Source organism: Hymenobacter ruber, assembly GCF_054783255.1.
Genome location: NZ_BAAGQX010000004.1, coordinates 462,990 through 476,608, shown reverse-complemented (window position 1 = coordinate 476,608; position 13,619 = coordinate 462,990). Strand labels below are relative to the sequence as shown.

The 13,619-nt window shown below is 55.4% G+C and carries 12 protein-coding genes; all 12 read right to left on the bottom strand.

Going from position 1 to position 13,619, the window contains the following annotated elements; all coding sequences use genetic code 11:
• Nucleotides 1-25: 25 nt before the first annotated feature.
• Nucleotides 26-832 carry a glycosyltransferase family 25 protein gene (locus ACYVM5_RS12565; protein WP_198066901.1) on the bottom strand — a complete coding sequence of 269 codons (807 nt, stop codon included), beginning with the start codon at nt 830-832 and terminating at the stop codon, nt 26-28.
• A 249-nt stretch (nt 833-1,081) separates the two neighbouring features.
• Nucleotides 1,082-2,227, bottom strand: coding sequence for an acyltransferase family protein (locus ACYVM5_RS12560; protein WP_460618457.1), 1,146 nt, complete (start codon nt 2,225-2,227; stop codon nt 1,082-1,084).
• A gap of 6 nt (nt 2,228-2,233) precedes the next feature.
• Complete coding sequence (locus tag ACYVM5_RS12555) at nt 2,234-3,232, bottom strand: NAD-dependent epimerase/dehydratase family protein (RefSeq protein ID WP_460618456.1); 999 nt, start codon at nt 3,230-3,232, stop codon at nt 2,234-2,236.
• Nucleotides 3,233-3,357: 125 nt separating this feature from the next.
• Nucleotides 3,358-4,329, bottom strand: a complete 972-nt coding sequence (locus ACYVM5_RS12550) for a glycosyltransferase family 2 protein (RefSeq protein ID WP_460618455.1) — start codon at nt 4,327-4,329, stop codon at nt 3,358-3,360.
• A 142-nt stretch (nt 4,330-4,471) separates the two neighbouring features.
• On the bottom strand, nt 4,472-5,101 hold the full coding sequence (locus ACYVM5_RS12545) for an LbetaH domain-containing protein (RefSeq protein WP_460618454.1): 630 nt from the start codon (nt 5,099-5,101) through the stop codon (nt 4,472-4,474).
• Between the two features lie 3 nt (nt 5,102-5,104).
• Nucleotides 5,105-6,181, bottom strand: coding sequence for a DegT/DnrJ/EryC1/StrS family aminotransferase (locus tag ACYVM5_RS12540; protein ID WP_460618453.1), 1,077 nt, complete (start codon nt 6,179-6,181; stop codon nt 5,105-5,107).
• A gap of 33 nt (nt 6,182-6,214) precedes the next feature.
• Nucleotides 6,215-7,990 carry an ABC transporter ATP-binding protein gene (locus ACYVM5_RS12535; protein ID WP_460618452.1) on the bottom strand — a complete coding sequence of 592 codons (1,776 nt, stop codon included), beginning with the start codon at nt 7,988-7,990 and terminating at the stop codon, nt 6,215-6,217.
• Between the two features lie 159 nt (nt 7,991-8,149).
• On the bottom strand, nt 8,150-9,934 hold the full coding sequence (locus ACYVM5_RS12530; protein WP_460618451.1) for a hypothetical protein: 1,785 nt from the start codon (nt 9,932-9,934) through the stop codon (nt 8,150-8,152).
• A 71-nt stretch (nt 9,935-10,005) separates the two neighbouring features.
• The gene (gene rffA, locus ACYVM5_RS12525) at nt 10,006-11,142 is read right to left on the bottom strand and encodes a dTDP-4-amino-4,6-dideoxygalactose transaminase (RefSeq protein WP_460618449.1); all 1,137 of its coding nucleotides are present in this window, start codon (nt 11,140-11,142) and stop codon (nt 10,006-10,008) included.
• A gap of 109 nt (nt 11,143-11,251) precedes the next feature.
• Complete coding sequence (locus ACYVM5_RS12520; RefSeq protein WP_460618448.1) at nt 11,252-11,926, bottom strand: acetyltransferase; 675 nt, start codon at nt 11,924-11,926, stop codon at nt 11,252-11,254.
• Nucleotides 11,919-12,860, bottom strand: a complete 942-nt coding sequence (locus ACYVM5_RS12515; protein WP_460618447.1) for a glycosyltransferase family 2 protein — start codon at nt 12,858-12,860, stop codon at nt 11,919-11,921. Before ACYVM5_RS12515 ends, ACYVM5_RS12520 begins: the two co-directional genes overlap by 8 nt.
• Nucleotides 12,857-13,591 (bottom strand): WbqC family protein, encoded by a 735-nt coding sequence (locus tag ACYVM5_RS12510; RefSeq protein WP_460618446.1) that lies wholly within the window; start codon nt 13,589-13,591, stop codon nt 12,857-12,859. Before ACYVM5_RS12510 ends, ACYVM5_RS12515 begins: the two co-directional genes overlap by 4 nt.
• Nucleotides 13,592-13,619: the final 28 nt, after the last annotated feature.

The following is a 13,619-nucleotide window of genomic DNA, read 5'->3' as shown; positions in this document are numbered from 1 at the left end:
CTAATTAACACTCCTTACTTTCAGCCTATTGGGCCTTATTGAAAGGCGGACGGTCGACAAACCGGAAATGATATTTTTCGCCCTGAATCTTGCTGGCCCGTTTTTCCAGATACGACATTAGTACAGGCACTTTGTACTTCCGCACCAGCGAAGCCACCCGGCTGGTCAACGTCTTGGCCGTGTCGTATTCGATGGAGGAACGGATGGGCGCGGCCAGCACCTGCACCGGATACAAACAGCGGAACGAGCTAAACCCATGCTTGTCGTAATAGTCGCCCCAGTAATCCGTCTGCACCCAGATGGGCATCAGCACGTCAATCATTCGTTCGGCCACCTTTTTGGTGATGACATAGGCCATCGACGAAGCAATTTCGTGCAAATCAACGGGGTACACCAGCTCGCACCCCTCACCCACCGGCTTGCGCTCGTACTTGCTCATGTCGGTGGTATCCTTGGCTTGGTGGTGATTGAAATATGACAGCGAGATAATCTCGTCGTCCTTAATCTCACGCTCCACGATGTCCAGAATCTTCTTGATGTTTTTGGGCAGCGCGGCGTCGTCCTCAATCACAAGGCTCACGCCCACGTTGTTGGCTACGATATGCTTGTAAATCTTCACGTGTGAAAGCGAGCACGCGATAACGCCTTTGGTCAAGTAAGGGTTTTTGCTCACCGCCTCCTGGTCGGATAGCACGTCGAAGTCGGCCGGGGTAAGATTGATGTAGTCAACCGCGTCAATCAACTCATAATCAACTTTTAGAGAATCCAGATGAGCTTTTATGTACTTGGTTCTCGCTTCTACCCTCGACAGGCTTACAACAAAAATTTTCATCAGTTAGGAATACGTGAATTTAACTTGCTGGCAATAGACATTGGCCAAACCAATAGCGTCCAATACTGCCGGCCCAAGGGAAAGCTAGTGGCACATTATTAATCCAAAGGATTGAATATCATTATCATCCCCGAATTAATTGGGCCAGTATCTTAAGCAGGTGTCACTCGCCAGCGCCCGGCAAAGGTACAATGGCCCTGTCACTAACGTATTTGCCCATAATTGGGCGGTCCGTAGAACTGGCCAGCGCTAACGGCGATTTTGAGAAGCCAAGCGCATAAAGGGTTTTTCTACTATCAGGTAGAATACATACGCACCTGCAATCGCCAGGCCCAGGCATATAACCGTTAGCAAAAGCTTACGTGCGTCCGAAGTCGGTGGCAACAGCTTCACCAAGGCAAATTCGGCCGTAGTGCCGATAAGGCCATGCAGCAGATACAGTGAGTAGGATATTTTACCCAAAAACGAAAAGCCCGGGATGCTCGCTTTAATTGTGTTGATGGCCACCGCCGTACCCACCCCCACTAAGGCTGCGTACAGGCCCAGTTGCCAAAACGCAAGCCCGCCAAACGTCACCAACCCGGCCACATACAGCCACACCGGAACCCGCTGCTGCTGCCACAACAGCGCCACGCCGCCCAGCGCAAACAATGTACTGTAGTGAAAGAACTCGGCCGCTGCAAGTGCCGGCACGAACTGCGCCAGCCCCATTAGCACATAGAGCGTCACGAACCAAACCAGATTCCTGCCGAACAAGACATTGAATAAAAGGCCGATAAACAGGTAAAACTGAAATTCAATAGCCAGCGTCCAGAAGATGCCGCTTATCCATTTATAGTTAGTGAAAGGAATAGTAAACAAAAGGTTGTGCACCACTTGGCCCAGACTCAAGTCCTTGGTATAAAAGGAAGTCTTGTTGATAAACTTATCGATGAAAAACCACTGCCCCAACACCAGTAACAGGGATACATAAGCAGGCGGGTTAATGCGCATGACACGCTTTTTCAGGTAAGCAAAGAAGCCGGCAACCCGGTGGTTTTTGCCCACCAAGCTGTAGGGAATGATAAAACCCGAGATAACGAAAAAGATATCAACCCCTAGATAACCCTGCGAAAATGCGCTTTTCGCGGCGGGTACTACCAACTTGGGCATCATGCCGCCACTGAAGTGAAAAAAGCAGACACTCAGTGCAGCCACGGCCCGGAGTGTATCGAGCCCGGGCAAATAGCTCTTGCGGGGCTTCGCTTCGCCGGCAACTGGCGCGGCAGCTGAAACAGACAATGCTACCGGGGCTGCTAAATGACCTTCTGCGGGTATTGTATGCATCATTAACAATAATAAATCAGATAAGACTATGTACTTGAAGCAACTGTCATTGCTTGCGAAGTAACGCATTGGGAGTTAGACCGTAGTTCGGGCGGCGGCTGTTTGGTAATGGGCGGCGTACCAAGCCCAAGTGCGTGCTAGTCCTTCGGCGAAGTCCAGTTGCGGGTGCCACTGCGTGTGTGCGGTCAGCTTTTCGCTATTGAGCACGTTGAGTGGTACGTCGAACGGACGCACGGGCAACACCCGGAGCTTAATGGCGTGTCCTGTGGACGCAGCCAACGGTGCCAGGGCATCCAGCACCTGTCGGTTGGTAAGGCCGTGGCCACTGCCAAGGTTGTACACCTGCCCGGGCTGGCCATTGATGAGAGAGGCTACAATGCCTCGGGCCACATCCTGCACATAAAGATAATCGCGCACGGTGCCCTCCTCGCCGTACAAGCTCAGTTCACGCCCATCTAGGATGGAGGCAATGGCCGTGGCGATGAAGCCCTGCCCCGAGTATGTGCGTTGGCCCTCGCCAAAGGCGTTGGAAGGCCTTACGCATACCACCGGCAGGCCCTGCGACTCGAAATACATGTGCGCGTATTTCTCGATGGCCAGCTTGGTAATGCCATAGGGCGAAATCGGTTCGGTCAGGTGCTCTTCGGTAAGAAAAGGCGCTTTGGTGCGACCGTACACCGTGCCGCCCGACGATATCCATACAAACTTGCGAATCGGCAGCGAGGCTGCCAGTTCAAACAGGCGCACAGCTGTGGGCAGGTTCACCAGAATGTCGTGTACCGGGTCCTGAAAGCTGGTTTTGGGCACCGTGGCGTAGGCCAGGTCTATCACCTCGTTCACTTTACTTAACACCCGGCGCAGCAATTCATCGTCGTTGCCGGTTGGATTGGCTACGTACTCCACCCCGGCCGGCAGCGCGGGCGCAGGCGTGGCCTCGCGGCCCACCACCACCACCCGACGCCCTTGCTGCAAAAGCTCATCGACCACTGCCCGGCCAATAAATCCTGCTCCGCCTATCACACAGGTGACTGCTACGGAGCCCATAAGAGTGCTGGTAGTTAGGATATCGGCCACGATTAAAAAAGGAAAATACTTTTGAGAATTGCCACACTGTCAGCGTTTCACAATGTGGTAAATATAAGTGGATTCTGCCCGCTGCCGAGCTGAGTTCAGGGTTTCCAACACTCCAAACCCTGCCGCTATATGCCGGTCCGCTGCGGATAAAACCGATTATACAGCCCCGGCAATAAACTAATGGCAAGCGCCTTGAAAGAATTGCTACGCGGTACCACCCCCACCGACACACGGCTGCGCAGCGAACGCAACAGATACCTGCGGGCTTCGGCGTGGCGTTGTTGCGTGTTTAGAGAGCTGGCCAGGGCCAGGTAGGCATCAGCCGTTTTCACCATAAAATTGCGGTGCTGCCCGTAGCCCAGGTGCTCGTCTAGGCGGGCATACATCCGCACGAGGCCCAGCAAGTAAGCTTCCTTTTTAGCAGTTTGGGACACGCCGCCGGCATTCACGCGGTACACGCCCATTTCTTCGTTCAGGAAGCCCACCCGGCCGGCTTTGGCCAGCGAGGCCAGCAGGGGCAGGTCCACCACCACCGAATCGTGTACCCAAGCTGGCAGTTCCGGCAGCATGGCTCGGCGGTACATCACCGAGCCAGTGGCAATGTGCCAGTCGCGGGTCACCTCGTCAAGGGTAAGTTCGGCCTTTTGAATCTGCGTCATCAGGTGGCTGGCAGGCGGGTTGGCTCCGCCTTCATACAGTACCCGAGCATTGTGGAAACACATGCTGAAGTCCGGATGCGACTCCATAAAGTCGACCTGCTTTTGCAGCTTGTGCGGGTTCGTCCAATAATCATCGCCTTCCAGCAAGGCTACGTATTTACCCCGGCATTGGGCCGCCGTAAACTCCCAATTGCGTGAAACCCCGAGGTTTTTCTCGTGAAACAGCGGCCGTATCCGGCTGCCATAGCGCTGCTGGTATTCCGAAATAATGGCGCGGGTGCGGTCCGTGGAGTAGTCCTCGCCAATGACAATTTCGTAATCAAAATCAACTTCTTGATTAAGAATGCTATCCAGCGCCGTAGCCACGTACGCTTCCTGGTTATAAGTCACCATCATCACGCTCACGAGCGGTGGGTTGGAAGCAGATTCTTGCGACATGGCAACGGGGTAAAAAATAGATGAGCAGTTAATTCACTTGCAAATAGCCGGCAGCATATGAAAACCCGCTGGCAGCTTGTTTAAAACACTTGGCTTCGAAACGGGCAGTTAATGGGCGTTGCGTTTTTCAGCCAATGCCCAACTATGCTTTGCGTAGCAGAGGCCGCGCCGGCACCCCGGCCACTATCTCATTATCGGACACGTAGCGGGTAACCACCGCGCCGGCTCCCACCGTGGCCCCCTGCCCAATAGTGATGCGCGGCAGCACCACGGCTCCGGCTCCTATCTGCGAGTAGTCGCCTATCCGCACGTGGCCCAGCAGTTGGGCTCCGGGCGATACCTCACAGTAGCGTCCTACCACTACGTTGTGGTGCAATGCGGCGCGGGCATTTATCAGGCTCCCCTCTCCAACAAATACTTCATTGCTAACCATCACATTCTGCATCACGTTGAGGCCAGGCTCCAGCACCACCGAGTGCCGCCCGACGTTGGCCGAAGGAGCAACTACGGAGTGTAGCTGCCCCCCCCACTGCCGTACCCGGTCGGCCAACTGTGCGCGCAGCCGCCCGCCACCGATGCCCAGCGCTGCGCGGGGGTCGTGGCGCAGATGCTGCATGGCTTCGGCCGGCGACCGGAGCACCGGGTAGCAGCCAAACAGCTGGGCAGGGGCATCCGGGCTCACATCGTCGTAGAAGCACAAGTTCGTTTCGCCAATGTCTTCCAGCACTTGCAGCAGTTCAATGGCATGGCCCCGGGCACCCAATACCAACATGGTTTAGAGCACTTCGTTGATGAGTTGGGCCACCTGCTCTACCTGACTGATTTGCAAGTCGTAGTACAACGGCAGACACAGCACGCGCCGTGAGATATCTTCCGAAACCGGCGCTTCCTGAGGGGCCACGTAATTGAGCGTGTTCAGCGAAGGATAGAAATAGCGGCGCGGCGTGATTTCATGAGCATTGAGGTTATCGCGTACTTTCAGCAGTACTTCCTCAGAAGGCAATACGATGGGGTGGTACGAGAAATTGTAGGCCGTGTGGGGCTGAATGGTGGGCCGCACGCATTTCGTGCCATCCAGCAATGCGTCGTAGCGCTCGCTCAAAATGCGGCGCTTGGCAATCAGTTCCGGCACTTTGGGCAGCACACACAAGCCCATGGCGGCGTGTAGTTCCGAGCTTTTACCGTTGACACCCACCCCCCAGAAGGCTTCGGGGCCGTTGTGGCCGAAGTTGCGCATGTAGGCAATACGATGGGCCAGTTCGTCGTCGTTGGTGACAATGGCTCCGCCCTCGCCCGTGTGGAACAGTTTGGTGGCATGGAAGCTAAGCGTAGAAATATCGCCGTAGTTCAGCACCGAACTATTCTTATAGGTCACACCAAATGCGTGCGCGGCGTCATAAATCACCTTCAGGTTGTGGCGCTTGGCAATGGCCTCAATGGCTTCCAGGTCGCAAGGGTTGCCGTAGACGTGGGTGGCCATGATGCCCACCGTACGCGGCGTGATAGCGGCTTCCAACAGCGCTGGGTTAATACAGAGCGTGGCAGGGTCAATGTCGACAAATACCGGGGTGCAACCCTCCCATACCAAGCTGGACGTGGTGGCCACGTACGAAAATGGTGTAGTCAGCACCTCTCCCTTCAGGTCAAGCGCCTTGATGGCAATCTGCAGGGCAATGGTGCCGTTGTTGACGAAAAAGAGGTGTTTCACGCCCAACTCGTCCTTCAGGCGCTGCTCCAGTTCCACAACCAGAGGTCCGGCATTTGTCAGGTAAACCCGTTCCCAGATTCCGGTCAGGTATTTAACATAGTCTTCCAGCGGCGGCAGATAGGATTGGGTTACGTTTATCGGCATTGGATTTTGGTGTCTTTCGGTACGCTGGTTGGGTTAGGCTTGCACAATTTGCTGCATCAAGCTTTCGTATTGATGCTCAGCAATAACATTGCCCTGGCTAAGCTCATAAATCCGGTCACACTCGCGCAGCGTGGTGATGCGGTGAGCAATAATAAGGATGGTGATGTCGGTTTCGGAGAGCTTGTTGATGGCTTCGTTTACTTCGCGCTCGGTTTCATTGTCGAGGGCGCTGGTAGCCTCATCAAGCACCAGCACCTGCGTGCGCTTGTAGAGCGCACGGGCAATGCCGATGCGCTGACGCTGTCCCCCCGAGAGTTTCGACCCTCGCTCGCCAATGTGTGTGTTTACTCCCTCGGGCAGACCGGCGATGAAGTTGCGCAGCGATGCCTGCTCCACGGCATAATCCAGCCGGGCCGCATCCACATTGGCATCGCCGAGGGTGATATTGTCCTGAATGGAGGCTTCCATAAGGAAAGTATCCTGCTTCACGTAGCCCACAATACGATGCCAGGCTTCGATATGCTGCGAGGTGAGCGGCTGGCCATCAATAAGAATGTGGCCATGCTGCTCGATATAGAAACGCAGCAGCACGTTCATCAGCGTGGTTTTGCCCGAGCCGGAACTACCGATGAAGCCAATTTTTTCGCCTTTGCGGATTTCCAGGTTGATGCCACGCAACGTGGGCGTTTCCACGCCCGGGAAGCTGAACGTGACGTTGGAGAACGAAAGACTGTGCTCAAACGACAGCGGCAACTGCTTGGGGTCGGGCCGCTCGTTGTACTTAGGCTCGCGGTAGGTTTCCAGATTCTCGATGCTGGACTGCGCCTGCTTCACCTGCATCAGGGCCGTAAGCATCCGGTTTACCGAAGGCATGAGGCGGTAAGCGGCGGCGGCGAACAGACCCACCAGCGCAATCAGGCTGTTGGAAGCGCTGGGGACAAAAATGGCGTAGAGGAAGATGGTCAGCACGCCCAAAATAGCCACCATTTCAATCACCTTCAACGGAAGCAGCGAGTAGAGGTAGCTTTCTGAGTCGAGGGTTTGGAGCTCGCGCTGGTTTTCAAGCAGGCGGTCGCGGAAGCGGTACTGCTTATTAGCGAGCTTCAGCTCAACAAAACCAGTAAACAGGTCGCCGATGATGCCGTAAGAAATGGGACGCAACTCATTTACCCGGTTGCCGATGGCCTGCGAGCGAGCGCGCAGGGCGCGGTAAGTGAGCAAAGTGGTAGGCACCAGCACAAACGCCAGCAAGGCCAGCAGCAAGGGCTTGTAGATGAGGATGCTAATTACAATCACCACTACCACGGCCAGTTCAGAAAACAGCACAAACAAAGGCCGCACCACCATCGAAACGTAGTAGCGCGGCACCTCCAATGCACTGTTAATCAGATTTGAAGACCCCAAGTGGTTGAAATCCCAGAAGGGAAAGTGAAGGTATTTATCAAGCTGCGTCTTTACAATATTCAGGCCGAGCTTGGTGGTAAAATCGGTCTGTAAGTAGTTAACCCAAGTGGAAAACAGGTTTTTAATCAGGAAAAAGACAAACACGGCCACAATAAGCATCAGCAAAAAGCTACGCTCCGACTCGAAGTTCATGCCGTGGTAGATGGGCGCAAAAAACTTGCTTTTCTGCACGCCACCGGGCTCGGCGGCCACTACCATTACGGGTACCAGCGACGCCAAGCCAATAACGTCAAGAAACGACGTAACCAGCAGCAGCACGAACATGATAACTGCTCGACGCTTCTCCGACCGGTTTAGGTAATAGCGGATGCTATCGAGTGAATAGCCTATAATTCCTTTATTCATACAAGATATCTTTTACACTTTGGCCATCTCCCCAAACGCGAGGAAGGTGCCAGAGGTCCACCGCGACTCATACGCGCCTGAACACACAAAGGTAGGGCGCGGGAGCTAGAGGTAGTATTCAGCACATGCAGGGCTATAATTGAATAACGGAAACGTGATTTAATTGGGTCGGGAACTGGTATCCCGCGGCGCATATACTTGTATCTGTCGGTGCTCGGATTGGTAGCTGCTGAGAACGGTGCCCACCAGCCGATAGTTTTCGGGAAAAGCGAGGCCGTGCTCGTGCAGACAGGCCTTTAGCTCGTCGCCCAAGGGCTGATTGAGCAGGATACAGGCTCTGCTAAGGGGTTGTGTTGTGATATCGAGGGCATGGCAGTTGCGCGCGTCGCGGCCCGGAAAATACCAAGCCGCTCCCGGCGACATGCCCCCGCAGAGGTACACCAAGCCTGGCAGGTCGTAGAAAGCCAACAAAGGGTCGCCGGGCTGGAAGCCGCCGTCGGCCAGCAGCTTCTCAAGCTGAGTGACGAATGCCACGGTACCCGGGTCGACCTGTAATGGTCCCGTTACGCCCGCGGCGTGCAGGGGTTCGGTCTGCGCAGCCATGGTGGCAGCCAGGTTGTAGGGCGTCCATAGCACGCCCCAGATAGTTTGTTCGGCAGCATAGCCAGCGGGAGCTAGTATCAGGGCAGCCGGCACCCAGGCCGGTAGCAAGGCCAGCCGGACCTGTGAAACCAAAATCAGCAGCAGGCCAAACCACGGGGCCATATCGACGAGCAGGTTCAGCCGGAGGTCGTTGATGGTGCCAGCAGCAGCCAAGAGCGGCAGCGATAGCAGCCATAGCCCCACAGGCCACTGCTGGGCCGGAGCGGCAGGCACGGACGTGGCGGGAGTTTCGCGGCCTCTGGGCTGGGCAACTACTATGAGCAAGGTTATCACGACCAAAGCCAACAGCAGCGGCAGGGTTTCCAAGCCGTTGGAAATGGCGTTGGAGTACCAACGCCGCCGCAGGGCTTCCATCAATAAGAAAGCACCCAGTCCCCCTCCTAGTGCCAGTATGGCCAACCGGTGCCAGGCGGCCGGTACACGACGTGGCCACCACCAAGCCAGGCCCGCCACCACCACTACCACCGGTCCGAGCGGGAATACGAGAAAAAGCAGCGTCCTGAAAGCACTGCTGATATATTTGGGCAATAGGTCGGCCATGCCGTAGCGGCCTTGCGATTGCAAGGCGGTCATTTCCTGCACGAAATTGCGATGCCATAGCCCAAAAGGTTCTACCATCACAAAATAGAGCCCGAGACCCAAAGCCAGGCCCACGCCCAGCAGCACTGCTATCCGCAACAGTGACCGCCAGCCGGAATTGCGCCAGTACCAGGCCAGCACCACCACGGCTCCGCCAAATAGCAGCGCTGCCGACGAAGCTTTCACGAAAATATCGATGCCCAGAACGAAGCCTATGCCCAACAGCTGCCAAGTGGCTGCTACAGGACCGCGCCGCAAGGCGGCCAGTACGGCAGCAGCCGACAGCAGCAGCGACAAGCTGGTGATGCCATTGTAGGAAATAGCCCGTGGGAAAATAGAAAACACCAGCAGTGAACCCAGCACCACAAAGCCTACCACCAAGCCCGGCCGGCTCACCCAACGCCGAGTGCCAGTGGCTGAGGTAGCTTGCAGCCAAGCAGCCAGGCTCAAGCCGAATATGACGGCCCCAAGCACTGCGGCTCCTAATCCTACTGCCCGGGCAGTGAATACCGAGGCATTGGCGAGGCCCAGCATACGGGCCACAACCAAATGGAAGGTAGAAAAGCTGGCTTCGTACTCGGCCGGGTAGCGGAAGTTCAGCAGGTAAAAGCCTTCATCAGTGATATCGAAGCCGCGAGGCAAAGCCCATACCATCACGGCCAGTACCGCCAGAGCTAATAACCCTACAACTACCTGAACCACTGGACCAAGCCATCGCGAAGCCGCGCCAGCGATGCGGCCCTGTTCGCCTGATGCGTGCATGAGGACTTGGCTTAACGCCCTTTGTAAAAGCTCAGTACGCCATCAATCACGCGCTGTTGCAGGCTTTCGTTGAGCTCGTGGTAGAGGGGCAGGCGCACAAGGCAATCGGTGTAGTGGTCGGACCAAGGCAACTCACGGCCATCGTGCTTATCGGCGTAGAATGGGCTTTTGTGCAACGAGAGGTAGTGGAATACCGGCGAGATTTGCAGCTGACGCATGTGCGTGATGAGGGCACTTCGCTCGGCCAAGTCGCGGCACACAAGGTAAAACATGTGGCCGTTGTTGGTGGCGTAGTCGGGCACGATGGGTAAGCCCACGCCCTGTGCCACCAACGGCTGCAGCGCGGCATAGTACCGCTCCCAGATGTCTTTACGACGCTGCTGAATGATGGCCATGTTCTCAATCTGAGCCCACAGGAATGCCGCAATAATATCGGAAGGCAAGAAGCTGGAACCTACCTCAACCCAGCCGTATTTGTCGACTTCGCCCCGGAAAAACGACGAACGGTTGGTGCCCTTCTCGCGGATGATTTCGGCGCGATTAGCGTACCGCTTGTCGTTGATGGCCAGCATACCGCCCTCGCCCGAGGTAATGTTCTTGGTTTCGTGGAAGGAGAAAGCCCCCAGCGCGCCAATGGTGCCCAGCGGCCGGCCCTTATAAAAACTGTCGATGGCCTGGGCCGCATCTTCCACCACAGTAAGGTTGTGGCGGGCAGCTACGGCCTGAATGGCATCCATGTCGCAGGCAATGCCGGCATAGTGCACCGGCACAATGGCGCGGGTGCGCGGCGTAACCAGGCTTTCAAGCGCGGCCACGTCCATGTTTGGGTTCTCGGCCGTGCTGTCGGCAAACACAATTTTGGCTCCGCGCAGGACGAAGGCGTTGGGCGTGCTCACAAATGTGAACGACGGCATAATTACCTCATCTCCAGGCTGCAAGTCGAGCAATAGCGCTGCCAGCTCCAGGGCGTCGGTGCAGGAAGTCGTCAACAGCACCTTCTGAAACCCCAGCTGCTGCTCGAAGAACGTGTGGCAGCGCTTGGTGAAAATGCCGTCGCCGGAAATCTTACCGGAACGAACTGCTTCTTCAATGTACCGGGCTTCGTTCCCGGAAAGGTAGGGCTTGTTGAAAGGGATGGCGTATTGCATTAGCTAAGCTTGAATTCAGGCAAAGTTACACCCGTTGCTTTTAAACCGGCGGAAAACATAGAGTCTCCAAGATGTTGCTGTAGTGCCAACTTCGCCTTTTAAAAGTGAATTATTTACCGACAGAGGGTATTTTCTTGGCTGGGGTGCCTACGTAGGTACCAGCCCCAGTGAGATTGTGCACGACGGTTGCTCCCCCACCCGTCCGGATATCTTCTCCTAGTTCCAGGCTATCAATCACGGTGGTGCCGATGCCCAGAAAGCACCGGGGCTGCACCGTCACGTGCCCTGCCAAACGCACCGACGGAGCCAGAAACGAATGCCCAACAACCGTGGTATCATGCGCCAGCACACACCCCGGATATAAAAAGGTATTCGGACCGAGGTGGACGTTCAAATCCAGAATGCAGCCCGGAGACACGAAACAGCCGGGGCCGACTACCGCGCTTTTGTCGAGGTAGGAAGCTGGATGCACGAAAGCAGCAAAAGGAACCCGCGGCGCGAGCCGTTCGAATAATTGCTGCCTGAAAGCGAGATGATTATAGCCAATGCCCATGAGCATCGCGTCGAAGGTGCCCTCCGTGTACGCGGCTTCAATTGCGTCGACCCGGCCCAGTACCGGTCCATATGGGGTAACAGTAGTGGGGGCAGCAAAATCGTCGAAAAAACCGACCACGGTCCAGCCAGCGGTTTGCTGCAAGTGCTGCGCTATTTGTTGCCCCAGGCCCCCGGCCCCAATAATGGCAACCCGAACGTCGGCACCGGGCGTGGAAACGGGCCTATTCATTTTCAGCTTCGGCCTCAACAAAGATGGGGCGACGGGTGGTTTTCAGGTTGATGCGGTGAATGTATTCACCCAAAATGCCCATGCCTAACAGGATTATGCCCACTCCAAATCCCAGCAAAATGGCCAGTGTGGGAAACCCCGCGCTCAGGTCGTTGAAAAGCAGCTTCCGGCCCAGAACGTAGAGCGCATAGCACGTTGTCAGGAAGAATATTGCCACCGAAGTCAGCGAGAATATTCGCACTGGTAAGTCGGAGAATGTAACAAAAATATTGATGGAATGCTCGATGAGCTTGCGCACCGTATATGAGCTTTCACCCGCGGCCCGCTCGCCGTGCGTTACCACCACGCTGGCCACGTTGTTCGTAATCCAAGTGAGGTAGCCGTCCAGAAACGTGTAGGAATTGCTCATTTGCAGGCAATGCCGGGCAATGCTGGTGCGAATGAGCCGAAAAGCAGTATAGTCGGGGTGCAGGTCGGGAATGCTGGCGCGCAGCAGCTTTTTGAGCAGCGTCGAAGTAACGTTGCGAAAGCCCGAGTGCTGCAATGTTTCGTACTTGCCGTACACCACATCGTAGTTACCGGTGGCCTGGGTTGCAATCAGCCGGCCGATATCGGCGGGACTGTGCTGCAGGTCTTCGTCCATAGTAATGATGAACCGTCCCCGGGCATGGGCAAAGCCACAAATCAGGGCGTTGTGCTGGCCAAAGTTCCGGGCCAAACGCACTGTTTTCACTAGGGTTTCCCCCATCTCCTGCTGCAAGGCTTGCATCACCGACCACGACTGGTCGGGCCCGCAGTCATTGACGAAAATAAGCTCATACGTTAGGTTGGCGCTCCGAAAAAATGTATCAATCTGCTGGGCCAACGGGCGAATGGTGTCCTGTCCCCGATACGTAGGCACGACCACCGAGTATTGCGGCGCAATAACCATCATGATGCGAGCACAGCAGCCTGCGTCCCAAAGGTTTTCATGTATTGAGGCGCATCAGGACCGGTATTAAACACTAGGTCCAATGCCGTTACTCCGTGTTCGAAGGGTGCTGGCCCCACCTGGCGATATTCTGGATAACCGCTGTAATCCATCCAGTTAACCGCGATGCCGGCCTGGTCGAACAAGGACGTATCCAAGTAACCTTGAGCAGCCGGCCCCGAAAGGTAGCTGCTGCCTCCGGCATCGCGCACCAACTGCACCAGCCGTTCCGTTTTGCCTTCGATAAGCTTGTAGTCCGTTGACCAGCTAATCTTTGTTGTAATGCCGAGCCAGCCACAGATGGCCCGAATAAAAGCGGCGTTTATCTGGCTCAGGTTAGTAAAATCAGCCGTGTTATAGATGGCTTCCAATTCGGCCTTGTAATGCGAGAAGTAAGGCGCTTTTGCATAAGTCTGAGCCAGCGTACGCCAATGTTTAATAGCCCACTTGGGGTCAAACACTTCGGTCTCGTTAATTTTTTGGTGCAGATGCTCTTGCCGCACTGGTATCGTCAGCCAGGCAGTTCCTTGCGGCGTCTTTATTTTATTACGGTTGCGCCAGTCATTTTTGGTGTATTGCATCTCGTCGTAGAAAATGAATTCATCGACTGCATTAATCATATCAAAGTAGCCTTTCCAAGGGATATAATTCGACTGGAGAATAGCAACTTTTTTGGGCAAGGTCGTCTCGGACAAAACAGCAACAGATTGGTATAACGGAGGC